We start from the raw sequence: 24,664 nt of genomic DNA on the forward strand, positions 1-24,664 counted from the left end.
CGTGGTCAGCTGTCCTTCTTCAGCTTGAAGGACCACAGACCCGTCACGTTCTGCTCGCCCTCCTTGATGGACACCAGCGTGGAGTCGCCGCTGGCGCCGTACTGGGCGTTGAAGAACACGCTGCCCGGGACGGTGCGGTAGGTCTTGGTGCTGGAGTCGGTGAGCGGCTGGCCGTTCATCAGGATCGTCCAGCCCTCGTCGGCGATGTCCGGGTCGACACCGAAGCGCACGGTGTCGTCCGGGTCCACCTTGATGGACTCGATGTCCTTGTTCTGCAGGCACTTCGCCAGGTCCGCGGTCTTCAGGGGCTCACCCTCACCACCGCAGGTGGCCTCCGAGTGCACGGAGGAGGTGCCGACGGTGACCGTGGCCAGCGGCGTCGGCTTGTCGCAGGCCGACAGGACGAGCAGTCCGGCGGAAACGGCGCCGGCGGCGGCGAGCGCGCGGCGGCGTCGCACAACGGATTGCAGCGTGGTCATGGGCGAAGGCTATCGGGCGCGTGTGACGGTCCGACTACGTGGGGGGCGGCGTGCCGTAGGTCACTACGACGCCGGGGCGCTTCAGCTGACCCGCGGACGCGCGTGGCCGCCGTGCCGGGCCGAGCCGATCAGGCCCTTGACGGTGGTCAGCCAGCCCGTGGCGACGATCGCCGCGCCCACCAGCAGCCCCAGGGAGCCCTTCAGCGGCAGCACGATGCCGACCGCGCCGCCGAGTACCCAGGACACCTGCAGCAGCGTCTCGGAGCGTGCGAAGGCCGACGTACGCACCAGTTCCGGCACGTCCCGCTGGATCAGCGCGTCCAGCGACAGCTTGGCCAGCGCCTGCGCGAACCCGGCGACCGCCGCCAGGCCCGCCACCATCACGGCACCGAAGAAGAGCGCTGCCGTGATCGCCACGGCCAGCACGAAACCGACGACGGTCACGATGATGATCTCCGGCGCCCGGGACCTCAGCCACGCCCCGACGGACGTGCCCAGCGCGTTGCCCGTGCCTGCCGCGACGGCGACTATGCCCAGCGACACGGCGGCGCTCTGGCCGGACATCGGGTGCTCGCGCAGCAGGAACGCGAGGAAGAAGATCAGGAAGCCGGTGAGGCAGCGGATGGAGCAGTTGGCGGCGAGGGCGTGGGTGACGGCGATGCCGACCGTGCGCAGCCCCGGACGCTTCACGGGTTGGCGGTGCGGCCCGTGCAGATGCTGCTCGTCGGACGCGAGGAGGGCGGTGTCCTCGCCCTTGGCCGAGTCGACCTTGTGCGGCAGGGTGAAGGACAGGAACGTACCGGCGATGAAGATCACGAAGGCGCCGTACAGCGGCCAGCGCGGCCCGATCGCCTGGAGCCCCGCGCCGATGGGCGCGGCGATGCCGGTGGCCAGGAGGCCGCCCAGGGTGACCCGGGAGTTCGCCTTCACCAGGGAGAAGCGTGGTGGCAGCAGACGGGGCACCACGGCGCTTCTGACGACCCCGTACGCCTTCGAGGCGACCAGCACCCCGAGAGCGGCCGGATAGAGCTGGAGATCGCCGCTGACGACCGCGCTGGACAGGACCAGGGCGAGCAGCGCCCGGGCCAGCATCGCGCCCGCCATGGCCGCGCGGCGGCCGTGCGGGAGCCGGTCGAGGAGCGGGCCGATCACGGGGGCGAGGAGCGTGAACGGTGCCATCGTGATGCCGAGGTACAGCGCGACGCGCCCGCGGGCCTCGTCCGTGGGGACCGAGAAGAACACGGTGGAGGCCAGGGCGACCGTGATCATCATGTCCCCGGCGCCGTTCACGGCGTGGAGCTCGATCAGCTTGCCGAGGCCGGACTCGCCGGCGCCCTGCGCGTGCGTGGCCTTGCGGATCCCGCGCGCGGGACCGGTCAGCGGGAAGTGCAGGGCACGGCCCACCGCGCGGAGGGAGCCGCCGATCCGGCCCGTTCCGCCACCTCGATCACGGTCGCCCTTGGCCCCACCGACACCGGTGGCTCCGTGGGGCGACCTCGCGGTTGCCACGACGCAATAGTGCCCCGAGATGGGGGTGGGTAGTGCGGTTACGGCGCGTATGGAGGGCAAGCTCTCACGGTCGGCGGGCAGCGCGGAGCGCCGAGAAGCAACGTCGGTGTAGGCCCAGCGCCCGCGAACAGGTAGCGTGCGTATCTCAGCCATCCCGCACAATGGATGACGTAGGTGCGCCCGAGCGCGATTCGGACGCGGACGTCGACGCGGCCCACAGGTCCGCTCCGTTCGCTCCGCCGCCTTCAGGCAGCCGCACCCGAGAGACGGCGTAGGAGAGAAGCGATACCTGTGAGCGCAGCGACAACGCGAAGCCGCACCCCCGACCGTCTGTGCGCCGAGGCGGTCGACCTCGCCCGCAGTGCCGCCGAGGAGGCCGCCGCGCCCGGCGTCGTGGGCGAGCACGCGGGACTGGTCTCCGAGGGCGACCGCGTTGTCACGCACTTCTTCGAGTGCAAGGAGCTCGGGTACCGGGGCTGGCGCTGGGCCGTGACGGTGGCGCGGGCGTCGCGTGCGAAGTTCGTGACGCTGGACGAGGTGGTCCTCCTGCCCGGACCGGACGCCCTCCTCGCGCCCGAGTGGGTGCCGTGGAGCGAGCGGCTGCGCCCCGGCGACATGGGCCCCGGCGATCTGCTGCCCACGGACGCCGAGGACCTGCGCCTGGAGCCCGGCTACTCCGGCGAGGACGAGCCGGCACCGAACGCGCCCGTCTCGGAGGAGATGGCGGAACTGGTCGAGGCGGAGGACGCGGAGGTCACCGCCGGCGCCCCCGCGAACCTGCCCATGGCCCCCTCCCGTGGCTCGATCACCTCGGTCGCCGAGGAACTGGGCATGCGCCGCGCCCGCGTCCTGTCCCGCTACGGCCTGCACGTCGCCGCGGACCGCTGGGAGGAGTCCTACGGCGCCAAGACCCCCATGGCCCAGGCGGCCCCGGCGTCCTGCGTCACCTGCGGCTTCCTCACCCCGATCGGCGGCTCCCTCGGCCAGGCCTTCGGCGTGTGCGCGAACGAGTTCTCCCCGGCGGACGGCCGGGTCGTCTCCCTGACCTACGGCTGCGGCGGCCACTCCGAGGCCGCGGTCATGCCCAAGCCGCCCCGCCCGGCACCCCCGGTGATCGACGAGACCCGCGTCGACCCCTTCCCGCTGCGCCCGTCCCCGGACTCGGGCTCGGTGCCGGTGGGGGCGGACGGGGACACGGCGGAGCTGGGGCACTCGTAGAGGTCAGGGCACGAGGTTCCTGAGGTCGATGTCGCTCGGGGACGGGACAGCGGCCTTCAGACGTTCGCGGTGAATTCCGGTGGCCACGTACCGAGGCTCGACGCCCGGCGTCTTCTGCGTGCCTAGCTCCTGCGTGCGCGGCGGATCAGCCGGGACGCCGTGAGGTACAGGGTGGTCACGGCCGCCCAGGCCGCCAGGAACTGGAGCGCGAGGGTCCGGTCGCCGTCGCTCCAGAGGAACGCGGCGACTCCCGGGCCGCCGATCCACCAGAGGAACACGATGATCGCGAGGACTCCCCAGGCCAGTTCGCCGAGGGTCTCCTTGATCAGGTCCAGCATTGCGCGGCACTCCCGTGCGGATGAGATGTCTGCATGATCAACCGCACATCAGACTCTCATGCCGTGTGCGTCACGGGACTTGGAGGGCCGCGCGCTCGAAAAGCGAGTGCGCCTGTTCGAGTCGGCGCGGTAGGTTCCTGCCGTTCGAAGGGGGACTCGTGGCGAAGCTGAATCAGATCATCGCTGTCGAAAAGGGTGTCAAGAGCAAGTCGCTCCAGGACATCACCGCGGCGCATCACAAGGTGCAGAAGCCCGCGCTGCTGGCCGGTATCTCGCGTACGTACCAGCCGAAGGACGAGGAGGGCGAGCAGCTGCCGCCGGAGTCCACGCGGGTGCAGGTGCAGGCGGAGGACGTGCTGCGGGAGATGTCCGCGTCGCTGACCCGGCTGTTCGACGTGACCGCGACGAAGGACTGGGCGAACTGCTCGGCGCGCGCGGACGTCACGGTCGAGGGGCGTACGGTCGTCGCCGATGTTCCGGTCAGCTACCTGCTCTTCCTGGAGAAGCAGCTCACCGACCTGCACACCTTCGTCAAGAAGCTGCCCACGCTCGATGCCGCCGAGTCCTGGTCCCACGACCCGTCGACGGACTGGTGGAAGACGGACCCGGTCCGCACGATCCGTACGAAGAAGGTCCCGCGCAACCACGTGAAGGCGGAGGCGACCGAGAAGCACCCGGCGCAGGTCGAGGTGTACTACGAGGACGTGCCCATCGGGTACTGGACGACCGTGAAGTTCTCCGGCGCCCTTCCGGCGCGACGCGTCAACGAACTGGTGGAGCGGGTCGAGAAGCTCCAGCAGGCCGTGAAGTTCGCCCGCGAGGAGGCCAACGGCGCGGAGGTCACCGACCAGCGGGTCGGCGACGCGGTGTTCGGCTACCTGTTCGGCTGACGCCGGTCACGGGTAGCCTCCATGATCGCCCCCGCGTGCGAGCGCGGGGGTGCGCAACAGGCGCGGACCGGAACTGAGGACCGGTTCGCGCGATGAGCGCAAGCTGACACTGAAGTTCAGCCTGAAAGACACGGTGACAGTGAAGGTTCGAGTCCTTCCCCCGGCACTACGACACCCATCCGGGCCGGGGTAGCCCAACATGGCAGAGGCAGCCGTGATCAATCTCAGACTCTCGCTCCAGTCTCAGCATTGCCGCCGATCGCCGGATCGACCGAGGCCGGACGAACGCCGTCGGATGCGAGTTCGAATCTCGCCTGCAGCTCTCTCGCGCTGCGGTAGTTCAAAGGAAGAACACGACGGCATGATGACTGATCCGTCCTCTTAAACGCCGCCGGCGTGCGCAATTGGGTGGCATCCCCAGGGGCCCGGGAGCTGGATACGACTCCCGGGCTCCGCCACGTACGCCGACGCCGGATCAGCTCGTCGGAGCGATGCGGCGCCCCATGATTTCCAGCCACTGCCGGAGCGAGGTCCCTTCCGGCGGCAGAAGGTCGAGCCCCAACGCCGAAGCGGCCGTGCGGAGTTCCTCCTCCGAGGCGACCATCGCCAGAAGCTCGGTGATCTCTTGCGCGGCCTGTGCGCGGTTCTCCGGTGCGGTTTCGGTGGCGTACTCATGGACGGCATCGTCGGGAGAGGCGTGAAACTCTGAGTAATTCTGGTGCAGGTAGCCGCCCAGGAACTGTCCCAATTCGGGGAACCGCTCGTTCCATTCCCACACGGTCTGTGGGTTCGTCCGGGGAACTCGTGACGGGTCCTGCAGCAGTCGGCGCAGGTGTTCTCTTGTGACGCGCAGGCAGTCCTCCACACTGGTGCCCATCGGGGGGCGGATGTGCGGCAGGTGTTCCACCTCGTCCGCGATCTCCTCGGCGAACAGTCCGACGGAAAGCAGGTCGTCGATCTGATCGATGGCCGTTGCCGCGCGCGCGGGATCCCGGGCAGCGATCCTGAGGTAGGAGGACAGGCCGGGGCCCGGGGTCTCCGCGGTGTCGGAGAACATGTAGCCCGTATCGGTGTACGCCTCCAGCAGGTCGCTGAGTTCGTAGAACCGCTGCCCAGGTGGAAGTGCCTGACTCATCGCTTGCTCCAACAGTGGGTTTCAGGGGCGCGGGAAAGACGTGAGGACGCGGTATCCGGATGCCGCCGACGGGTCCGCCTTGAGGACGACACGAACACGGTTCACCCACGTCGTCGGCTGTCCGTGAGTGAAGTCGTACCGCGTGAGGCGGAGTCCTGTGGGCTCTTCGAACTTCGCCTGCAGCCGCAATGTTCCCTTCGCGCCCTTGGCCAGCCAAGCAGATATCTTCCGCTGGTTTCCCGCAGTGGTGAGAGTGCCGTCCGTGAAGCGCTGTGCCGATTCCACGTCCACGTAGCGCGAGTCCGATTGCAGACCGGGGTCCTCGCGGAGACGCCTGCGCATGTCGGCAATGGTCTTGTCGACGTGTCTGTCGATCGTATGTGCCTTGCTCTTTCCACCAAGGCTCTTCCCCTCATCACCTCGGACATCGGCGCGATGCTCAGGATTCACGCGCCCCTTCCGCTTGCTCCGCGGCCAAGCGTTGTAGTCCCCGCCGGAGTTGTTCGAGCTGCCCAGGGCCATCAACACGACGCCGGCTGTGCCGAGGAGGCCGGCGTTGAGCGCGGCCTCGGCCGTCAGGGCGCCGGCCACTCCGCCTCCCGCCAGCGCGAAGCCGCCGGGTGGGAACAGGGCCAGCAGGGACAGGAGGATCAGGGCGAAGCCGAGGTAGGCCAGGAAGGTGTCGAGCGCGTCGAGGAGATGGAGGGTGCGGATGGTGGCGCCGTCGGGGCCCGCGTCGCCCAGGGCGCGCCACAGCAGGAGGGTGCCGGTGGTCGCCGCGCCCAGGGCCGTTCCGAAGCGGAAGCGGTGGGCTGCCAGCAGTTCGCCCAGGGGCTGGGCGGACGCCAGGCGCCAGGTGCGCAGGAGAGTGATGAGCTGGTACGCGATCCAGGCCAGCGCGGCGACGCCGAAGCCCATGAGGATCTCCGGGCCCGCGCCGGTGCTGAAGAACTCCTGCAAGCCGGCGGTGGAGGTGAACGAGCCGACGCCCAGGAACAGCAGCGAGGGAAGCGTGAGCACGCACGGGATCAGCAGGAGCCATCGGCGCCGGGACCGGCGGGCCGCTCTCGTCGCCTTCAGCCATGCGCGGATGTTCAGCGCCCGCCAGGCCTCGGCGTTGTCGGACGCGTCCATCCGGGCCGTGATCCCGGCGACCACACGACGGAGTCCGTCGGCCGGGTCGGGCGGCGTCGACGCGGCGGCGTACAGCAGGGCGCGCCGCAGTCTGACGTGGCGCAGGACGATCAGCAGGCTCCAGGGCGGGCGCCAGGCGGCGTAGCGCAGGAGGGCTCCGATGCTGTCGCCGTCGGCGCGTTCGGAGGCGAGCAGGACGTCGGGTACGGCGGCCTTGCCTCGGTGCAGTCGGCGCAGGTCCGCGGCCATGGCGACGGCCAGGCAGAGCAGCGGTGCCGCCCACGCCACCCCGTTCAGGGAATCCAGCCACTTCTCGGCCGATCCCGAGTGTTCCTGCACCGCGTAGTTGTTCACCGTGTGGTGGACGGTGGCGGCCGCGATCGGGAGCACCGACAGCAGACGTATCCAGCCCTGTGCGCGCCACAGCAGCCCCACCCCGAAGCCGGCCACGGCCGTGAACACCAGGTGCGTGAACGTCTCCGTGACCGGAGGGCCGCCCAGCTCCAGCTGGCTGAACGGCGCCGGGAGCCAGGACGTCAACACCTGTCCCGGGCCCGGCACATACGGCGGAGACAGACTGTCGGGGACGATCCAGCCCTCGCCGCGGGGGATCGCCCGGCCCGCGTCCAGGCCGAACCGGAGAACCGCCTCCAGCAGCCCGAACCCGGCTCCCAGGGCAGCGCCCACCACCACGAAGTCGCTCAGACCCCACTGGCGTCGGACCCGCACACTCAACCCCGCCAGCAGCAGCGGGGTGACCTTGAGCAGCTCCTCCACCCAGGGGGCCACGGTGTAGCCGGTGGTGTTCACCACCGTCACCAGTGACTGGCCGGACTGCTCCGCGTAGACCCGGGTGTAGGCGAGCTGTGCCAGCGCCGCCGCCACCCCGCATCCGTACCCGCCGACCGCGAGCGCCAGCAGCACGGTCGACAGGCGCACCGAACGCGTCGGCCAGGAGATCGCGAACAGTTGCAGCACACCCCAGACGGCGGCCACCGCCATCATCAACGTCACGCCAGGCCCCCGATGCACTGGAACAACTCGTGATTCGCGATCGTGAACGTGATGCTAGGTAGTCAACTGCCGGTGCTGCAAGGGAGTTGTGAGACGGATGCGGCGCCTTCGGGGCGGGTCACCAGGACGGTGGCTGGTAGTACCAGGGCGGCCGGTCGGGGTCGGTGAGCCGGGCGCGGGTGTCCTGGGTGAGTGGATGGTCCGGTCCGAGGGCGCGGTCGCAGTCGTTGAGAAGCGAACTGAACTGAGCGGAGGCACGGTCGGGTTGGCCCTCGTGCGCGGTCCACAGGGCCTGCTGGTGGCGGGCGGCCAGCGTCAGTTCGTGGTCGGGACCGAGTGCGCGTGCGGCGTCCTCGGCCAGGGCCGTCAGGAGTGTGCGCGCCTCGTCCCGGCGTCCGGTCTCACCGGTGCGGCCCGCGTGTTCCAGACGGCCCGCGAAGGTCCACGGGTGATCGCTGCCGTAAATGACGGATCGGTCGCGGACGACGTTCGACAGGAGCCTCAGTCCCCGTGCCGTATCGCCCGACTCGGTCACCGTGCCGGCCAGGTTCCAGTCCACGAAGTGCGTGGTCCGGTCATGGGCGCCCAGGATCCGTCGGGCGTCGTCCGCGAGTTCGCGCCACAGGGTGACGGCCTCGGTCGTCCGACCGCTCGCCCTCCACACCGCGACCTCGAAGCGGGCGTGGATCGTCATCGGATGGTCGGAGCCCAGCGAGGCCGCTGCGCGTTCGCGGGACGCCAGGGCCAGGTCCAGTGCCTCGGGGATCCGGCCGGAGTTGCCGGTCCAGCGGGCCACGTTCAGCGCCAGGTCCACGGTCCACGGCTGGTCGTCCCCGTACCGGTGCCGGCTCTCCTCGTGCAGCGAGGCGGCGAGAGCGAGCGCTTCCTCCGTGTCGCCCGCCCCGCCCGTCCACCAGGCCAGTGCCGAGCGCAGCTCGAAAAGGACGTCCGACGTGGTGTCCGCCGGGGCCGAGGCGAGCGTGGTGCGCAGCACCCGGCAGGCTTCGTCCGCCACTCGTCCCCCAGCAGCGTCGCCAGCCCCACGGCGGCGGTGAGGACGCCGTTGTCCAGGGCGCGCTGGAAGGCCCGCCGGGCGACTGTCCGGCAGGTGTGCGCGACGGCCGTCCAGCCGATGTCCTCGCACACGTCCGGCTCCGCCTCCGCGATCAACCGGGTCCAGGTGCCGTCGGAGATGCGCACGGCCTCGGGAGCGGCGTCCGGCGCATCGGACAGAGAGCCGGACACGGAGCCGGGCAGCGTGTCCGACAGGTAGTCGAAGACGTCATAGGTGTCCGGTGGTTCGTGCGGGAGGAGCATGCTGCTCGTGGCACAGAGCGGGGTGGTCGCCCAGGACAGGGCCTCCTGCCAGCTCTCGGGCCGCAGTGACGGGCCGCCGCGCGCGGCCAAGTGCTGCTCGTGCAGGTCCCGCAGCAGCGTGACCGGGAGCGGCCTGCTCCATCCCGCACGGCGAGCCTCCACGGCCGCACTGACGAGCGCGGCACCTCTCGTGTGTCCCCCCTCGGGCGCCCAGGCGTCCTGCCACGCCGCCAGCAGTTGCGGGCCGGCGGCCAGGAACTCGGCGATGCCGTGGCGTTCCGCGTTCTCGACCGCGCGGGCCACGCGGCCGTCCCGGCGGCCCTGGTCCCGGGCCCGGGTCACCTCGTCCTCGTGCCAGCGCCGGTCGAGACGGATCTCGTGAGCCGACACCAGGACATCCCGTGCCGTCCTCCTGCCCGCGCCGTCTCCCGCCTGCCGCGCGTCCAGGTGGCGTGCCCGCTCCTGCGCCCGGATCGTCGCGACGACGACGGCCGTACGGCTGCCGCCGGGACGAGCCAGCCTGCGCAGGAGATGGGGCGTGAGGGCCCCCGCCCCGAGATAGCGCTCGATGTCGTCCAGCCAGACGACGCAACACCGTTCGCGCTGGACCGCGGCGGCCGCAACGTGCAGCGCCGACGGGTCGGTGGGGTCGGGGGCGATGAAGGCGGCCTGCGGGAGCACCGTACGGACCGCCTCGAACGCCGCCCGGGTCTTGCCCGCCGTCGACTCGCCGACCAGGAGGACGAAGCCCCGCGTCCGCAGGGCCTCCTCGATCTCGTGGCTGCGGTCGCGGCGTACGAACGGAGGGACCCGTCCGCCGGCCGTGCCCGTGTCGCCGGCCGGTGCCGCGGGATGGACACCGATCTCGATCAGGTCCTCGATGTCGCGGACCCGGGGGACACGGCCGCGCCGGTCGCGCAGCAGCGCGTCCCTGGCATTCGCCGTGTGCAGGGCGCTCTCCTCGACGAACCGCCGGCCGCGCTGGGACAGCGTCGCACCCACCGTCGCCGCGACGGCGACCAGTGCCCCACCGACCAGGCCCGGCAACAGACGGGCAGCCCAGGAAACCGACGACACCCCGACGGCGACGGCGACGAGCAGCAACCAGCCGCCCCGACGGGTCCCCCACGTCCGCATGAGCCCATGAGAGCACCGCGGGCCGAGTCGGTCCATGGAACGCGCCCCCGGAGCGGAGCAGGCAGGCGGCGCGCAGGTGTCCTGTGGGCGGTACCTTCATCATCACGCCGATGAGGAGAGTCAACGTGAGCAAGTTCGTGCGGCCCGCGGCCGAGGGCGCCGACCCGTTCGGTACGGCCCGTCTGCGTCGCGGCGTGCTGGATGCCTGGGCGACCAGTCCGGCCCGTTTCCGGGAGGACGCCAACGCCGAGGAGGACCTGGTCCTCGGCGGGTACCGGGACCGGCTCGTCGTCGAGCTCGCTCAGAACGCCGCCGACGCCGCGGCCCGTGCGGGGGTCCCGGGGCGGCTTCGGCTGACCCTCCGGGAGGGTGTTCTCGTCGCCGCCAACACCGGTGCGCCGCTGGACGCCGCCGGCGTGGAGTCGCTGTCCACGCTGCGCGCCTCCGCCAAGCGCGACGCGGCGGCCGTCGGCCGCTTCGGCGTCGGATTCGCCGCTGTCCTCGCCGTCACCGACGAGCCCGCCGTCGTCGGCCGGCACGGCGGTGTGCGGTGGGCGCTCGCCGAAGCGCGGGAGCTGGCTCAGGAGACCGCTCGGCACAGCCCTGGTCTGGGGGACGAGATCCGCCGGCGGGACGGGCATGTGCCGCTGCTGCGGCTTCCCTTCGCCGCCGAGGGCACCGCCCCCGATCCGTACGACACCGCCGTCATCCTCTCCCTCCGTGACAGCGCGGCCGCCGGCCTCGCCGAACGGCTGCTGCATGCCGTCGACGACGCGCTGCTGCTCGCCCTGCCCGGCCTGGAAGAGGTCGTGATCGAGGTCGGGGAGGACGAGGCGCGCACACTGCGCCGCCGTGTCGACGGCCCCTTCGTCGTCGTGGAGGACTCCCGGGCGGGCGTCACCCACTGGCGTACGTCCTCCGCGCACGGCCCGCTCACACCCGAACTCCTCGCCGACCGGCCCGTGGAGGAGCGGCTGCGCCCCCACTGGTCGCTCACCTGGGCCGTCCCGGTCAACGCCGCCGACAGCACGCCCGACCGCCCCCGCACCGCCCCGGTCGTGCACGCGCCGACGCCCAGCGACGAAGCCCTCGGTGTCCCGGCCCTGCTCATCGCCTCCTTCCCCCTCGACACCACCCGCCGGCACGCCGCGCCCGGACCGCTGACCGACTTCCTGGTGCAGCGCGCGGCGGACACCTACGCCGAACTGCTCGCCGACTGGCGGCCGGTGAGCGAGGGCGTCATCGGCCTCGTGCCCGGCCCCCTCGGCCAGGGCGAACTGGACGGTGCCCTGCGCCAGGCCATCCTGGAGCGGCTGCCCCGCACGTCCTTCCTCCCGCCCGCCGTGCCACCGCAGGAAGCCGACTCCGAGCTGCCCGAGGCGCTGCGGCCGCGGGACGCCGAAGTCGTCGAGGGCGCCGGCGCCGACACCGTGCGGGTGCTGGCCGAGGTGCTGCCCACCCTGCTCCCCGCCGGGCTCGAACGGCGGGTGGAGCTGCGCACGCTGGGCGTCGCCCGCGTCCCGCTCACCGACGCCGTCGACCGGCTGGCGGGCCTGGAGAAGGAGCCCGGCTGGTGGCGGCGGCTCTACGACAGCCTCGCCGGGGTCGACCCGGACCGGCTGTCCGGGCTGCCCGTGCCGCTCGCCGACGGCCGCACCACCATCGGCCCCCGCCAGATCCTGCTGCCCACCTCCGACACGGCCCGCGTCGAGCCCGGGATCCTGGCCCGCCTCGGCCTCAAGGTCGCCCACCCGGACGCCGCGCACCCGCTCCTGGAGAAGCTCGGCGCCCTGCCGGCCACACCCCGCGCGGTCCTCACCACGCCCCAGGTGCGCGCAGCCGTCGCCGCCTCCCTCGACGACGAGGGCGGCGCGAGCTGGGAGGAGGACGCGCCCGACGCCGAGGACCTGGCCGACACGGTCCTGGCTCTGGTGCGCGACGCCGGCCTGGAGCCCGGTGACGAGCCGTGGCTGGGCGCCCTCGCCCTGCCCGACGAGGAGGGGGAGCTCGCCCCCGCCGGTGAACTGGTCCTGCCCGGCAGCCCCTTCGCCGAGGTCATGCGGGAGGACGAGCTCGCCGCCGTCGACGCCGAGCTGGCCGAGAAATGGGGCGAGCAGCCGCTCGCGGCCTGCGGCGTCCTCGCCAACTTCGCCCTGGTCCGCGCCACGGACGTCGTCCTCGACCCGGACGAACTGGAGCCGCGCGAGGGCGACTTCGCCGAGCCGGACGACGCGGGTCTGCTGGACGCCGTCGACGTCTGGTGCGAGGACATCCTCGACCGGTTCCCGGACACGCCCGTACCGCCGGTCGCCACCGAGCTGATCGCCGTACGCGACCTGGACCTGGTGGACGACGACAAGTGGCCCCGGGCCCTCGCCCTGCTCGCCCAGCCGCCGCTGCGCGACGCGCTGACCCAGCAGGTGCGGATCCTGCTGCCGGACGGCACCCACGAGGTGGTTCGGCCGTACACGGCCTGGTGGCTGCGCGGGAACCCGGTGCTGGACGGCCGCCGTCCCGCGGGCCTGCTCGCCTCCGGCGGCGACCCGCTGCTGCGCGGTCTGTACGACGAGGCCGACGCGACCGGCTTCGACGACGAGCAGGTGCTGCGGGCGCTCGGCGTGCGCACCTCCGTCGCCGCGCTGCTCGACGAGCCGGGCGGTGCCGCCGAACTGCTGGACCGGCTCGCCGACCCGGAGCGTGCCGTCACCGCCGCCCAACTGCACGCCCTCTACGGCGCCCTGGCCGACCTGGACCCCGAGCAGGTGACCCTGCCGGACGAGCTGCGGGCCGTCGTGGACGGGCGGGTCGAGGTGGTGGACGCGGCGGACGCCGTGGTCGTCGACTCGCCCGATCTGCTGCCGTTCACCGAGGGCGTCCCGCTGCTCCCGGTCCGGCCCGCGCGGGCCGCCGAGCTGGCCGAGCTGTTCCAGGTGCGGCGGCTGAGCGAGTCCGTCACCGGCGAGGTGGACTCCGAGGGCACCGAGCACGACGTACCCGAGTCGGTACGGGTACTGCTGGGGGCGCGCACCCCCGAGTCGTACGTCGAGCACGAGGAACTCGTCGTCGACGGCGTGGAGATCGACTGGCGTCTCACCGACGACGGCGTGCTGCACGCGGCGACCCTGGAGGGCGTGGCCGCCGGGCTGGCCTGGGCGGCACGGCAGTGGCCCCGCCGGTTCGAGGTCGCGGCACTCCTTGAGGACCCGTCGCGGACGGCGGAGCTGGCACGCGACCGCTGGTTCGACTGAGACGGAAGGGGTACGGGCCCTGGACGCAGGGCCCGTACATATTTTCTTCACCCCCCGTACAACCTTTCGTCGCCCTCGCCGATCTGATCACCCGAGCCAACTGGCTCCACGATCACTTGGGCCCGCTCGGCGACGAACCGCACGGAACGACCACGGCCGGGCCCCCTTCTCCTCCTGGGGAACGCATGCGCATTCGAGCCACCGTGGCCGCCGTGACCGGCGCCCTGGCCCTGTCCGCCCTCGCCGTTCCGGCCGCGCAGGCCGGCAACGACAGCGACGCGAGCGTGAACAAGCCGAGCGCCGCCGAGCGTTTCGGCAGCTCCAACCGGTCGGCGTTCAGCACGGCCGCCGAGGCCGAGGCCCTGCCCGTCGTGTCCAAGGTGACGGTCAACTCCGGTGCCGGCGTGGCCGTCGGCACCACGTACGCCAAGACCTTCACGGTGTCGGTGACCGCCAGCCACGCCACGGGCATCCAGGACGCGTACGTCGACCTGTGGCACGGCACCGACCTCGACAACATCGACGGCCTGCTGATGGCGAACGAGGAGGCCGCCACCTGCACCGCCTCCAGCGCCACCACGTCGACCTGCAAGCTCACCATCACGGCCACGCCGGGCACCGACCTGTACATGAACGCCCTGGCCGGCACCTGGCACGTGACCGCCGGCGCGCTCGCGGGCGACGGCAGCATCTACTGGAACGACTTCCACACGACCCACAAGGTCCAGCGCTACTCGAAGCTCACGGTCAACGCCTCGCCGGAGCCGGTGAAGAAGGGCAGGACCATCACGGTCACCGGCAAGCTCTCCCGGGCCAACTGGGAGGACTTCGCGTACCACGGCTACACCAACCAGTCGGTGAAGCTGCAGTTCCGCAAGAAGGACAGCAGCACCTACACCACGCTGAAGACCATCACGTCGAACTCGACGGGCGAGCTGAAGACGACCGTCACCGCCTCCACCGACGGCTACTTCCGCTACAGCTTCGCGGGCACCACGACCACCCCGGCGGTCAACGCCACGGGTGACTTCGTCGACGTGCAGTAGTCCGCGCGGCAGGCCCCGTGTCACGAACTCCCGGTCGCCATCCGGGGGTTCGTGACGAAGGTCACGAAGTTTCCCCGCCGGCGGGACAACCGCCAACCCCGGGCGCGTATCTGATCACATGGGTCAACAGGCCCCGCGATCACCGGGCCCCGACACGACCAGCGGGGCCCCTTTACGTACCAGGGGAACGCATGCGCATCAGAGCCACCGTGGCCGCCGTCTCCGGCGCACTGGCCCTCTCCGCCCTCGCCGTCCCGGCCGCCCAGGCCGACGACTCCGCCGTCTCCCGCGCGGACGTCGCGAAGGTGCGTCAGGCGGCGCACGCCGGGTCCGTCAGGGCCGCGGGCAAGCCGTACGCCCTGAACGTCTCCTTCTCCGACTTCAAGATCGCCAAGGCGGTCAAGGCCGGCACGACCAACCACGTCGCCACCACGGTCACCTACACGCTGACCCACGGCGCGGACGTCGACATCACCGCCCGCGACTTCGTCACGGACCCGATCATCTACCGGGGCTCCTACACCAGGCCGGACAACATGCTCTACGGCAACAAGCCGGCCAAGTGCACCGCGACGAACGCGACCACGGCCACCTGCAAGGGCACCATCGACGTCTACCCGGGCGACCACGAGCTGCGCAACACCGACGCCGGCACCTGGCGCGCCGCCGCCGAGGCCACCGCGTTCAACGGCCAGGACCCGGCGGGCGAGACCTTTGACATCACCAAGGTCGGCTACAAGGGGCAGAGCGGCCTCGGCAGCACGCTGATGCAGCGCTTCTCGAAGCTGACGGTGGACGCCTCGCCGGAGCCGGTGAAGAAGGGCAAGCCCATCACCGTCACCGGCAAGCTGTCCCGCGCCAACTGGGACCGGGGCACCTACAACGGCTATGTCGAGCAGCCCGTGAACCTTCAGTTCCGCAAGAACGGCAGCACCACCTACACCACGGTCAGGACCGTGAAGACCAACGCGACGGGCAATCTGAAGACCACGGTCACCGCCGCCCAGGACGGCTACTTCCGCTTCACCTTCGCGGGCACGACGACGACCCCGGCGGCCACCGCGACGGGCGACTTCGTAGACGTCCGCTAGGACAGCGCCCTTCTTTCAGGGGCGCGGGGAAACTGCGCGACCGGCCACGACGGACCCGCAGTGACCCACGGCCCCTCACCGGCCATGGCCGAGCGCAGCGGGCCGGCGGTCGACCCACCTCCACGCGACTTCCAGGACGACCGCCGCCCCCGCCGAGATCCCCACCGCGATCCACGGCATCGTCATCCCGACCAGCTTCAGCGCGAAGAACTCCTGGAGCCAGGGCACCATCAGTACCAGCAGGAACCCGAGCCCCATCGCGGCCACCAGGACGACGCGCCACCACGTGTAGGGCCGGGCGATGATGACCAGTACCCACATCGAGATCAGGAAGAGCGTCAGCGTGGCGACGCTCGTCTCGGCGTCCAGCGCGCCCTCGCCCGTGTAGTGGTGCCGGGCGATCAGATACGTCCCGAAGGTCGCCACCCCGGCCACCACGCCGCCCGGGATCGAGTACCGCATGACCCGCCGTACGAAGTGGGGCCGGGCGCGTTCCTTGTTCGGCGCGAGGGCCAGGAAGAACGCGGGGACACCGATGGTGAGGGTGGACAGCAGGGTCAGATGGCGCGGCAGGAACGGGTACTCCACCTGCCAGAACACCACCATCAGCGCCAGCAGCACCGAGTAGACCGTCTTGACCAGGAACAGCGTCGCCACGCGCGTGATGTTGCCGATGACCCGGCGCCCCTCGGCCACCACCGACGGCAGCGTCGCGAAGCTGTTGTTCAGCAGCACGATCTGCGCGACGGCCCGGGTCGCCTCGGACCCCGAGCCCATCGCCACGCCGATGTCGGCGTCCTTCAGGGCGAGGACGTCGTTCACACCGTCGCCGGTCATGGCGACGGTGTGCCCGTGGGACTGGAGCGCGCCCACCATGTCCTGCTTCTGCTGCGGGGTGACCCGCCCGAACACGGTGCCCTCGTCCAGGGCCGTCGCCATCCCGTCCTTGTCGCGGGGCAGGGTGCGGGCGTCGACGGTCGTGCCGGTCAGCCCCAGCTTGCCGGCCACCGCCCCCACCGACACCGCGTTGTCGCCGGAGATCACCTTCGCCCGGACGTTCTGGTCCGCGAAGTAGCGCAGGGTGTCGGCGGCGTCCGGCCGCAGCCGCTGTTCCAGTACGACGAGGGCGGCCGGCCCGGCCCCCTCGGCCACGTCGGGATCGCCGAGGTCGCGGCGGGCCCGGGCGAGCAGCAGCACCCGCAGCCCCTGTTCGTTGAGGCGATCGGTTTCGGCCAGCGCCGGGTCGCCGTCGGGCAGCAGCACATCCGGGGCGCCCAGCAGCCAGGTGCCGGCCTCGCCGTCGCCCTCGCTGAAGGTGGCGCCGCTGTACTTGCGGGCGGAGGAGAAGGGCAGCGACTCGGTGCAGCGCCAGTCCTCGGCGTCCGGGTAGGCGTCGATGATGGCCTGCAGGGAGGCGTTCGGGCGCGGGTCGGACTCGCCGAGGGCGCCGAGTACCTGGGCGACGTACGCCTGGTCGTGGCCGTTCAGGGTGCGCAGCTCGGTGACGTCCATGCCGCCCTCGGTGAGGGTGCCGGTCTTGTCCAGGCAGACGGTGTCCACCCGGGCGAGGCCCTCGATGGCGGGCAGTTCCTGGACCAGGCACTGCTGGCGGCCGAGGCGGATGACGCCGATCGCGAAGGCGACGGAGGTGAGCAGCACCAGCCCCTCGGGGACCATGGGCACGATGCCGCCGACGGTCCGGGCGATGGAGTCGTCGAGGTCCTTGTTCTTCACCACCAGCTGGGTGACGATCAGGCCGATCGCGGCCGGGACCATCATCCACGTCACGTACTTGAGGATGGTGGAGATGCCGGAGCGCAGCTCGGACTGGACGAGGGTGAAGCGGGAGGCCTCCTCGGCGAGCTGGGCGGCGTAGGCCTCGCGGCCGACCTTGGTGGCCTGGAACGCGCCGCCGCCCGCGACGACGAAGCTGCCGGACAGGACCGGGTCGCCGGGCTGTTTGACGACCGGGTCGGCCTCGCCGGTGAGCAGTGACTCGTCGATCTCCAGACCGTCGGTCTCCACGCACACGCCGTCCACCACGGCCTTGTCGCCGGGCCCGATCTCTATCAGGTCGTCCAGCACGATGTCCGAGGTGCCGACCTGGGCGGCGACGCCGTCGCGTCGCACGGTGGGCCGGGCCTCACCGATCACCGCGAGGGAGTCGAGGGTCTTCTTCGCCCGCCATTCCTGGATGATCCCGATGCCGGTGTTGGCGAGGATCACGAAGCCGAACAGGCTGTCCTGGATGGGCGCGACGAACAGCATGATCAGCCACAGCACGCCGATGATGGCGTTGAACCGGGTGAAGACGTTGGCGCGGACGATCTCGCCCATCGAGCGGCTGGAGCGCACGGGCAGGTCGTTGACCTTGCCCTGAGCGACCCGCTCGGCCACCTCGGCGGCGGTCAGCCCGCCCGACGCCACCTGGACGGCGGCGGGGTGCACGGGGTTGTCCACGTCGGTGCCCGCGTCGGCATGCGTCATGCATTCGACGGTACGTGCGGATTTACGGCTTCACCCGCCGAGTGGGCGGAAGTTCCGACCTGGGGAGGACGGGGCCTCGTGCCCTGGTCGTAGGGCGCGGTGCCTCAGGACGACTGGGGTTCGCCCGTCGTTTCCCTGGGCTCCGGGAGGGCGGCTGCCGCCCGCTTGAGGGCCGCGTCCCGCCTGCGGACGTACCAGATGCCGATCAGTCCGAGTCCGCCGCCGGCCAGGCACGTCCACACCCACCAGGTGTGGCCGTGGTCGTCGAACCAGCCGTAGAAGGGGAGCTGCACGAGGAAGAGGACGAACCAGAGGACGGTGCCCCCGACGATGGTGGGGACCACCGGCCCCTCCAGGGGCTCCGGCGCCTCGTGCTTGATGGGTCCCGTGAAAAATCCGGCCATGGAGGACAGCTTACGAGGCGATCGGGTCTACGCGCGGAGATGGCCGATCGCGGCTTTATATGTTCATACTGAAACGGTTTGTGTCTGACCACTTCTCTTCGTAGGAAACACCAAAAGCATGCCCACCTCGGCTCCTGCCAAGGCCCCCACCCCTGAACAGCCGGGAGCCGGGCCCACTTACGGCGCACTCGACCGTTACTTCAAGATCTCCGAACGCGGCAGCACGCTGTCCCGTGAGATCCGCGGCGGTCTCGCCACCTTCTTCGCGATGGCGTACATCATCGTGCTGAACCCGATCATCCTCGGCAGCGCGAAGGACATGTACGGCCATCAGCTGGACAACGGCCAGCTCGTCACCGCGACCGCTCTGACGGCCGCCTTCACCACGCTGCTGATGGGCGTCATCGGCAATGTGCCGATCGCGCTGGCGGCCGGTCTCGGCGTCAACTCGGTCGTCGCGCTCCAGCTCGCGCCCCGGATGTCCTGGCCGGACGCCATGGGCATGGTGGTCCTGGCCGGCTTCGTGGTCATGCTGCTGGTCGCCACCGGTCTGCGCGAGCGCGTGATGAACGCCGTGCCGTACAGCCTGCGCAAGGCCATCTCCATCGGTATCGGCCTGTTCATCATGCTGATCGGTCTCGTGGACTCCGGCTTCGTCTCGCGCATCCCGGACGCCGCCCACACCACGGTCCCGCTCCAGCTCGGCGCCGACGGTCACCTCAACGGCTGGCCCGTCCTGGTCTTCATCCTCGGCGCGCTGCTCACCCTCGCGCTGATCGTGCGCAAGGTGCCCGGCGCGATCCTCATCTCCATCGTCGCGATGACCGTGCTGGCGGTGATCATCGAGGCGGTCGCGGATGTGCCGTCCTGGGGCCTGACGACCCCGAAGTGGCCCGGCAACCCCTTCGACAGCCCCGACTTCGGGCTGATCGGGCAGGTCAGCCTGTTCGGCGGCTTCGACAAGGTCGGCGCGCTGACCGGCGTCCTGTTCGTCTTCACCGTCCTGCTGTCCTGCTTCTTCGACGCCATGGGCACGATCATGGGCGTCAGCGACGAGGCGAAGCTGACCGACGCCCAGGGGCAGATGCCGGGCATCAACAAGGTCCTGTTCGTCGACGGTGTCGCCGTCGCCGCGGGCGGTGCCAGCTCCTCCTCGGCCACCACGGCCTTCGTGGAGTCCACCGCCGGCGTCGGCGAGGGCGCCCGGACCGGCTTCGCCAACGTCGTCACCGGCGCCCTGTTCGCGGTGGCGCTGTTCCTCACGCCGGTCGCCACCATGGTCCCGTCCCAGGCGGCCACCCCGGCCCTGCTCGCGGTCGGGTTCCTGATCCTGGCGAACTCCGTCAAGGAGATCGACTGGACGGACTACACGATCGCCGTGCCGGCCTTCGTGACGATGGTGATGATGCCGTTCACCTACTCGATCACCAACGGCATCGGCATGGGCTTCATCACCTTCGCAGTGCTGCGCCTGGCCGCCGGGCGGGGCAGGGAGGTGCCGGTGGCGATGTACGTCGTGGCCGCCGTCTTCACGTTCTACTACCTGATGCCGGCGCTGGGACTGACGTAGCAGGGATCAGGTGAGGCCGTAGAACTTCTCGGTCTCGTCGACGGCGGTCTGGAACCGTTCGTCGAAGTCGTCGCGAATGAGCGTCCGGACCACGTAGTCCTGGACGCTCATTCCTCTTTTCGCCGCATGCTCCTTGAGTCGTTCGAGCAGCTCGTGGTCTATCCGCAGGCTGAGCACGCTGGTCCCCATGGACATGAGGGTCCCGGCACACGCGGGTTCGACGTGTCACGTTCCGCCACCGGATCACCCATATGAGTGACCCGATTTCAGGTGGTCTTTAGTCAGGGTAATGAGTTATGCTAAAGAACATGTCGGACCTTACCCATGGCGACGACGCTGCCGCCGTGAACTCCCTGCGCTCCGCCGTGATGCGGCTGTCGCGCCGGCTCAAGCACCAGCGGGTCGACGAGTCGCTGAGCCCCACCGAGATGTCGGTGCTGGGCACCCTCTCCCTCTGCGGCAAGGCCACCCCCGGTGAGCTCGCCCGCAAGGAGCACGTCCAGCCGCCGTCGATGACCCGCATCGTCGCGCTGCTGGAGTCCAAGGGCCTGGTCCGGCTGGAGCCGCACCCGGAGGACCGGCGCCAGAAGGTCGTCACGAAGACGGAGCAGGCCGAGGCGATGCTCGAGGAGAGCCGCCGCAAGCGCAACGCCTTCCTGGCCACCCTGGTCGAGGGCCTGGACGAGGACGAGTGGGCGAAACTGCGCGCCGCCGCCCCCGTGCTGGAGAAGCTCGCGCATCTGTAAGCAGTCGTCGCAAGGAGGCGAACACTTTTGAGTTCGGGACCCGGAGCAGCTTCCGCACCCGCACCGACCGCACCTACTACCCCCTCCGGCCCCCGCAAGTCCTCGATGTTCAGCTCGCTCAAGGTCCGGAACTACCGGCTGTTCTTCCTCGGCCAGGTCGTCTCCAACACCGGCACCTGGATGCAGCGCATCGCCCAGGACTGGCTGGTCCTCAGCCTCACCGGCTCCGCCACGGCCGTCGGCATCACGACGGCCCTCCAATTCCTGCCGATGCTGCTCTTCGGCCTCTACGGCGGTGTCCTCGTCGACCGGCTGCCCAAGCGCCGCACGCTGCTCTTCACCCAGTCGGCGATGGCCGTCACCGGCATCGCCCTCGCCGTCCTCACCCTCACCGGACATGTCCAGGTCTGGCACGTCTACCTGGCCGCCTTCGCCGTCGGTCTCGCGACCGTCGTCGACAACCCGGCCCGGCAGTCCTTCGTCTCCGAGATGGTCGGCCCGGACCAGCTCCAGAACGCGGTGAGCCTGAACTCGGCGAACTTCCAGTCCGCCCGGCTGGTCGGCCCCGCCGTGGCCGGCCTGATGATCACCGGGGTCGGCACGGGCTGGGCGTTCCTCGCCAACGGACTGTCCTTCGTCGCGCCCATCGCCGGTTTGCTGCTGATGCGGGCGCGCGAGCTGTACCCGGTGCAGCGGGCGCCGCGCGGCAAGGGGCAGCTGCGGGAGGGCCTGCGGTATGTCGCCGGGCGCCCGGAGCTGATCTGGACGATCGTCCTCGCCGGGTTCGTCAGCACCTTCGGCTTCAACTTCCCCGTCTATCTGTCCGCGTTCGCCGACGACGTCTTCCACGCGGGCGCCGGCTCCTACAGCCTCTTCAACACGCTGATGGCGGTCGGCTCCCTGGCCGGCGCCCTGCTCGCGGCCCGGCGCGGCACGGCCCGGATGCGGGTGCTCGTCGCGGGCGCGGTGGCTTTCGGCACGATGGAGATCGTCGCCGCGTTCGCGCCCTCGCTGTGGCTGTTCGCCCTGCTCATGGCGCCCATAGGAATGTTCGGCATGACGGTGAACGTCACCGCCAACAGCAGCATCCAGATGGCCACCGACCCGAGCATGCGGGGCCGGGTGATGGCCCTGTACATGATGGTGTTCATGGGCGGCGCGCCACTGGGCGCACCGATCGCCGGCTGGATCACGGACGCGTACGGCGTCCGGGCCGGCCTGGCGGTGGGCGGCGCGATCACGGCCGCGGCCGCGGTGACGATCGCCCTGGTCCTGGCCCGCGTCGGCGGCCTGCGCCTGTCGGTGGGCTGGAACCGCGGCCATCCGCACGTCCGGTTCGTACCCAGGGAACAGGAACAACTGGCCGCGGCCGCGTGAGCCGCGGAGGGAGGGCCGAGCGCGCGACCCGGCCCTCCGCCCTCCCGGCCGCACCGGGTCACACCCGTCGGGCCAGCACCTGTCCGGGCCAGTCGTTCGTGCCCACGTAGGTCTCCGTGCGGACGAAGCCGTTGCTCTCGTAGTAGGCCACCAGCCTGCCGTCGTCGCCCGCGTAGCAGTCCACCCGCAGCAGCGAGACGCCCGCCCGCCGGGTCACCTCGGCGGCGTGGGCGAGCAGGGCGCTGCCCGCGCCGTGGCCCTTGAAGCGGCGGTCCGAGGCGAGCCAGTGGATGTAGCGCTCGGGCTCGCCGGGCGGCGGGAGGTGGGACAGGGAGGGGCCGGGGGAGTCGGTGAGGGTGAGGGAGGCGGCCGGCACGCCGTCGACCTCGGCGACGAAGAGGCTGCCCTCGTCCACGTTCCGGGTGACCGATTCCACGGTCCTCGGGTTCCGCGACAGCGGCTTCGTCCCCCACTGCCCCGTGCGGCCCTGCCCGACCAGCCACTCCACGCAGCTGTCGAGCATGCCGAGTATCACGGGGATGTCGCCGGGCCCGCCTTCTCTGATGGTGATCGACATCCCCCCATGGTGCCAGGCTGGACCCATGAGACTCTTCGCCGCCGTGCTGCCGCCGCAGGACGTGACCAGTGAACTGGCCTCCGAAGTGGCCCAGTTGAGGAAGCTCCCCGGCGCGGACGGGCTCCGCTGGACCGGCAGCCCCGGCTGGCACTTCACCCTCGCCTTCTACGGCGAGGTCGACGACGACCTCGTCCCCGAACTGTCGGAACGGCTTCAGCGGGCCGCCCGGCGCACCGCCCCCTTCGCGCTGGCCCTGCGCGGCGGCGGACAGTTCGGGCACGGGCGGGCGCTGTGGGCGGGCGCGCGGGGCGACCTGGAGACCCTGCGGCTGCTGGCGGACCGCAGTGAGGCCGCGGCGCGCAAGGCCGGCGTCCCGATGGGCGAGCACCGCCGCTACAAGCCCCACCTCACGGTGGCCAGGAGCCGGTCGGCGGTGGACGTACGCCCGTACCTGACCGCCCTCGACACGTTCACGAGCCGTACCTGGACGGTCGACGAGCTGGTGCTGATGCGCAGCGACCTCCCGAGATCCGGCATCCCCGGCGAGCAGCCCCACTACGAGGCGATCGCCCGCCGGCCACTCGGGGACGCCGGCCGGAGCTGATGTGCGGGAGCCTGCCGACGCCCGGTGTCCCGGGCGGGCGGTCCCGCTAAGGCGCGGTCGCCTGTGGGTGGCTCGGGGGGCGGCGAGAGCTGAGGGGCACGAGCTTGTCGACATCCGCTGTCCCGGGCGGGCGGTCCCGCTACAGGGCGGTCGCCCGTCGGTCGTTCGGGGGCGCCGGTTAGGCTCGAAGGCGTGGACCCGAAAACCCGGAACCGGATCATGGCCGGTGCGCTTGTGCTGATGTTCGTGCTGGTGGCGCTGGCGGCGGCCCTCGGCAAGTGACCGAGCGCCCCCGCCGCGCCCGCGTGCTCGCCTACCAGGCGAACGCCTCCGGAGACGGCCCGGGGCCCGGGAAGATCTCGTCCAGCCCCGCCAGCAGCTCGTCGCTCAGCTCCAGCTCGACCGCACGCAGCGCGGACTCCAGCTGTCCCGCGGTGCGCGGGCCGACGATCGGGCCCGTCACGCCCGGCCGGGTGAGCAGCCAGGCCAGCGCGGCCTCGCCGGGCTCCAGCCCGTGCTTGTCGAGCAGGTCCTCGTAGGCCTGGATCTTCGTGCGCACGGCAGGGTCGGCCAGGGAGTCGGCCGCCCGGCCCGAGCCGCGGCGCCCGCCCTCGACCTCCTTCTTGATCATGCCGCCGAGCAGTCCGCCGTGCAGGGGCGACCAGGGGATGACACCCAGGCCGTACTCCTGCGCGGCCGGGATGACCTCCATCTCGGCGCGCCGCTCGAAGAGGTTGTAGAGGCACTGCTCGCTGACCAGGCCGATGGTGCCGCCGCGCCGGGCGGCGGTCTCGTTGGCCTGGGCGATCTTGTAGCCGGGGAAGTTGCTGGAGCCCGCGTACAGGATCTTGCCCTGCTGCACGAGGACGTCGATCGCCTGCCAGATCTCCTCGAAGCCGGTGGCCCGGTCGATGTGGTGGAACTGGTAGACGTCGATGTGGTCGGTCTGCAGCCGCTTGAGGGAGGCGTCCACGGCACGGCGGATGTTCACCGCCGACAGCTTGTCGTGGTTGGGCCACGCGGCGCCGTCCGCGGCCATGTTGCCGTACACCTTGGTCGCGAGAACGACCTTGTCGCGCCGCTCGCCGCCCTTCGCGAACCAGTTGCCGATGATCGTCTCGGTACGGCCCTTGTTCTCGCCCCAGCCGTACACGTTCGCCGTGTCGAAGAAGTTGATGCCGGCGTCCAGCGCCGCGTCCATGATCGCGCGACTGTCCGCCTCGTCCGTCTGCGGACCGAAGTTCATGGTGCCGAGGACGAGCCGGCTGACCTTGAGTCCCGTGCGTCCGAGCTGCGTGTACTTCATGAAGTGCACGCTAGCCAGGTGGAGTGTGCTCTAGGCA

21 protein-coding genes are annotated in these 24,664 nt (G+C 71.0%); 9 read left to right on the forward strand and 12 right to left on the reverse strand.

Going from position 1 to position 24,664, the window contains the following annotated elements:
• Positions 1–5: 5 nt before the first annotated feature.
• Positions 6–479, reverse strand: coding sequence for a DUF2771 domain-containing protein (locus ACGFW6_RS43435; RefSeq protein WP_393522823.1), 474 nt, complete (start codon positions 477–479; stop codon positions 6–8).
• A gap of 81 nt (positions 480–560) precedes the next feature.
• A complete protein-coding gene (locus ACGFW6_RS43440) occupies positions 561–1,988 on the reverse strand; it encodes an MFS transporter (protein WP_393522826.1) in 1,428 nt (475 codons plus the stop codon).
• Positions 1,989–2,279: 291 nt separating this feature from the next.
• Between ACGFW6_RS43440 and ACGFW6_RS43445 the strand changes: the two genes are divergently transcribed.
• On the forward strand, positions 2,280–3,206 hold the full coding sequence (locus ACGFW6_RS43445; RefSeq protein WP_393522828.1) for a DUF3027 domain-containing protein: 927 nt from the start codon (positions 2,280–2,282) through the stop codon (positions 3,204–3,206).
• Positions 3,207–3,328: 122 nt separating this feature from the next.
• Here the strand turns inward: ACGFW6_RS43445 and ACGFW6_RS43450 are convergent, their stop codons facing one another.
• Positions 3,329–3,544: a hypothetical protein gene (locus tag ACGFW6_RS43450; RefSeq protein WP_393522830.1), complete on the reverse strand. Its 216-nt coding sequence runs from the start codon at positions 3,542–3,544 to the stop codon at positions 3,329–3,331.
• Between the two features lie 158 nt (positions 3,545–3,702).
• Between ACGFW6_RS43450 and ACGFW6_RS43455 the strand changes: the two genes are divergently transcribed.
• Positions 3,703–4,434, forward strand: a complete 732-nt coding sequence (locus tag ACGFW6_RS43455; RefSeq protein ID WP_393522833.1) for a hypothetical protein — start codon at positions 3,703–3,705, stop codon at positions 4,432–4,434.
• 475 nt (positions 4,435–4,909) lie between these two features.
• On the opposite strand, the gene ACGFW6_RS43460 is transcribed toward ACGFW6_RS43455, so the two are convergent.
• The 4 genes from ACGFW6_RS43460 to ACGFW6_RS43475 form a co-directional block, all read right to left on the reverse strand.
• The gene (locus ACGFW6_RS43460) at positions 4,910–5,569 is read right to left on the reverse strand and encodes a contact-dependent growth inhibition system immunity protein (RefSeq protein WP_393522836.1); all 660 of its coding nucleotides are present in this window, start codon (positions 5,567–5,569) and stop codon (positions 4,910–4,912) included.
• 21 nt (positions 5,570–5,590) lie between these two features.
• Positions 5,591–7,708: an RNase A-like domain-containing protein gene (locus tag ACGFW6_RS43465; protein ID WP_393522896.1), complete on the reverse strand. Its 2,118-nt coding sequence runs from the start codon at positions 7,706–7,708 to the stop codon at positions 5,591–5,593.
• A gap of 127 nt (positions 7,709–7,835) precedes the next feature.
• Positions 7,836–8,531 (reverse strand): tetratricopeptide repeat protein, encoded by a 696-nt coding sequence (locus tag ACGFW6_RS43470; RefSeq protein WP_393522838.1) that lies wholly within the window; start codon positions 8,529–8,531, stop codon positions 7,836–7,838.
• On the reverse strand, positions 8,516–10,171 hold the full coding sequence (locus ACGFW6_RS43475) for a hypothetical protein (RefSeq protein WP_393522841.1): 1,656 nt from the start codon (positions 10,169–10,171) through the stop codon (positions 8,516–8,518). The genes ACGFW6_RS43470 and ACGFW6_RS43475 overlap by 16 nt, the downstream gene beginning before the upstream one ends.
• Positions 10,172–10,296: 125 nt before the next feature.
• On the opposite strand from ACGFW6_RS43475, the gene ACGFW6_RS43480 reads away from it, so the two are divergent.
• The 3 genes from ACGFW6_RS43480 (at position 10,297) to ACGFW6_RS43490 (ending at position 15,556) form a co-directional block, all read left to right on the forward strand.
• Entirely contained in the window at positions 10,297–13,419 is a 3,123-nt protein-coding gene (locus ACGFW6_RS43480) for a sacsin N-terminal ATP-binding-like domain-containing protein (protein ID WP_393522844.1), read from the forward strand.
• 185 nt (positions 13,420–13,604) lie between these two features.
• Positions 13,605–14,465 carry a DUF5707 domain-containing protein gene (locus tag ACGFW6_RS43485; RefSeq protein WP_393522847.1) on the forward strand — a complete coding sequence of 287 codons (861 nt, stop codon included), beginning with the start codon at positions 13,605–13,607 and terminating at the stop codon, positions 14,463–14,465.
• A 191-nt stretch (positions 14,466–14,656) separates the two neighbouring features.
• A complete protein-coding gene (locus ACGFW6_RS43490; protein WP_393522850.1) occupies positions 14,657–15,556 on the forward strand; it encodes a hypothetical protein in 900 nt (299 codons plus the stop codon).
• A 75-nt stretch (positions 15,557–15,631) separates the two neighbouring features.
• Here the strand turns inward: ACGFW6_RS43490 and ACGFW6_RS43495 are convergent, their stop codons facing one another.
• Together ACGFW6_RS43495 and ACGFW6_RS43500 are read right to left on the reverse strand one after the other, a co-directional pair.
• Positions 15,632–18,043, reverse strand: coding sequence for a cation-translocating P-type ATPase (locus ACGFW6_RS43495; protein ID WP_393522852.1), 2,412 nt, complete (start codon positions 18,041–18,043; stop codon positions 15,632–15,634).
• A 104-nt stretch (positions 18,044–18,147) separates the two neighbouring features.
• A complete protein-coding gene (locus tag ACGFW6_RS43500; protein ID WP_393522855.1) occupies positions 18,148–18,447 on the reverse strand; it encodes a DUF2530 domain-containing protein in 300 nt (99 codons plus the stop codon).
• Between the two features lie 118 nt (positions 18,448–18,565).
• Here ACGFW6_RS43500 and ACGFW6_RS43505 point away from each other — a divergent pair, with 118 nt between their 5' ends.
• Positions 18,566–20,017 carry an NCS2 family permease gene (locus tag ACGFW6_RS43505; protein WP_393522858.1) on the forward strand — a complete coding sequence of 484 codons (1,452 nt, stop codon included), beginning with the start codon at positions 18,566–18,568 and terminating at the stop codon, positions 20,015–20,017.
• A gap of 6 nt (positions 20,018–20,023) precedes the next feature.
• On the opposite strand, the gene ACGFW6_RS43510 is transcribed toward ACGFW6_RS43505, so the two are convergent.
• Entirely contained in the window at positions 20,024–20,206 is a 183-nt protein-coding gene (locus ACGFW6_RS43510; RefSeq protein WP_272118905.1) for a ribbon-helix-helix protein, CopG family, read from the reverse strand.
• A gap of 119 nt (positions 20,207–20,325) precedes the next feature.
• Here ACGFW6_RS43510 and ACGFW6_RS43515 point away from each other — a divergent pair, with 119 nt between their 5' ends.
• Both ACGFW6_RS43515 and ACGFW6_RS43520 read left to right on the forward strand, forming a co-directional pair.
• The gene (locus ACGFW6_RS43515) at positions 20,326–20,763 is read left to right on the forward strand and encodes a MarR family winged helix-turn-helix transcriptional regulator (protein WP_093904463.1); all 438 of its coding nucleotides are present in this window, start codon (positions 20,326–20,328) and stop codon (positions 20,761–20,763) included.
• A 27-nt stretch (positions 20,764–20,790) separates the two neighbouring features.
• Positions 20,791–22,140, forward strand: coding sequence for an MFS transporter (locus ACGFW6_RS43520; protein ID WP_393522861.1), 1,350 nt, complete (start codon positions 20,791–20,793; stop codon positions 22,138–22,140).
• A 58-nt stretch (positions 22,141–22,198) separates the two neighbouring features.
• Here ACGFW6_RS43520 and ACGFW6_RS43525 read toward each other — a convergent pair whose 3' ends face one another.
• The gene (locus tag ACGFW6_RS43525; RefSeq protein ID WP_393522864.1) at positions 22,199–22,717 is read right to left on the reverse strand and encodes a GNAT family N-acetyltransferase; all 519 of its coding nucleotides are present in this window, start codon (positions 22,715–22,717) and stop codon (positions 22,199–22,201) included.
• 25 nt (positions 22,718–22,742) lie between these two features.
• Here ACGFW6_RS43525 and thpR point away from each other — a divergent pair, with 25 nt between their 5' ends.
• Positions 22,743–23,321 carry an RNA 2',3'-cyclic phosphodiesterase gene (thpR, locus tag ACGFW6_RS43530; protein WP_393522867.1) on the forward strand — a complete coding sequence of 193 codons (579 nt, stop codon included), beginning with the start codon at positions 22,743–22,745 and terminating at the stop codon, positions 23,319–23,321.
• A 313-nt stretch (positions 23,322–23,634) separates the two neighbouring features.
• Here the strand turns inward: thpR and ACGFW6_RS43535 are convergent, their stop codons facing one another.
• Positions 23,635–24,627, reverse strand: coding sequence for an aldo/keto reductase (locus ACGFW6_RS43535; RefSeq protein WP_393522869.1), 993 nt, complete (start codon positions 24,625–24,627; stop codon positions 23,635–23,637).
• Positions 24,628–24,664 lie beyond the last annotated feature (37 nt).

The organism is Streptomyces sp. Y7, from assembly GCF_043195415.1.
Taxonomy (GTDB): domain Bacteria; phylum Actinomycetota; class Actinomycetes; order Streptomycetales; family Streptomycetaceae; genus Streptomyces.

Bases quoted from the DNA above. Each gene is read 5' to 3' on its own strand.
- ACGFW6_RS43510 (WP_272118905.1), bottom strand. From the start codon at position 20,206: ATGGGGACCAGCGTGCTCAGCCTGCGGATAGACCACGAGCTGCTCGAA.
- thpR (WP_393522867.1), top strand. From the start codon at position 22,743: ATGAGACTCTTCGCCGCCGTGCTGCCGCCGCAGGACGTGACCAGTGAA.
- ACGFW6_RS43435 (WP_393522823.1), bottom strand. From the start codon at position 479: ATGACCACGCTGCAATCCGTTGTGCGACGCCGCCGCGCGCTCGCCGCC.
- ACGFW6_RS43535 (WP_393522869.1), bottom strand. From the start codon at position 24,627: ATGAAGTACACGCAGCTCGGACGCACGGGACTCAAGGTCAGCCGGCTC.
- ACGFW6_RS43485 (WP_393522847.1), top strand. From the start codon at position 13,605: ATGCGCATTCGAGCCACCGTGGCCGCCGTGACCGGCGCCCTGGCCCTG.
- ACGFW6_RS43460 (WP_393522836.1), bottom strand. From the start codon at position 5,569: ATGAGTCAGGCACTTCCACCTGGGCAGCGGTTCTACGAACTCAGCGAC.
- ACGFW6_RS43475 (WP_393522841.1), bottom strand. From the start codon at position 10,171: ATGCGGACGTGGGGGACCCGTCGGGGCGGCTGGTTGCTGCTCGTCGCC.
- ACGFW6_RS43505 (WP_393522858.1), top strand. From the start codon at position 18,566: ATGCCCACCTCGGCTCCTGCCAAGGCCCCCACCCCTGAACAGCCGGGA.
- ACGFW6_RS43525 (WP_393522864.1), bottom strand. From the start codon at position 22,717: ATGTCGATCACCATCAGAGAAGGCGGGCCCGGCGACATCCCCGTGATA.
- ACGFW6_RS43450 (WP_393522830.1), bottom strand. From the start codon at position 3,544: ATGCTGGACCTGATCAAGGAGACCCTCGGCGAACTGGCCTGGGGAGTC.
- ACGFW6_RS43495 (WP_393522852.1), bottom strand. From the start codon at position 18,043: ATGACGCATGCCGACGCGGGCACCGACGTGGACAACCCCGTGCACCCC.
- ACGFW6_RS43500 (WP_393522855.1), bottom strand. From the start codon at position 18,447: ATGGCCGGATTTTTCACGGGACCCATCAAGCACGAGGCGCCGGAGCCC.
- ACGFW6_RS43490 (WP_393522850.1), top strand. From the start codon at position 14,657: ATGCGCATCAGAGCCACCGTGGCCGCCGTCTCCGGCGCACTGGCCCTC.
- ACGFW6_RS43515 (WP_093904463.1), top strand. From the start codon at position 20,326: ATGTCGGACCTTACCCATGGCGACGACGCTGCCGCCGTGAACTCCCTG.
- ACGFW6_RS43465 (WP_393522896.1), bottom strand. From the start codon at position 7,708: ATGATGGCGGTGGCCGCCGTCTGGGGTGTGCTGCAACTGTTCGCGATC.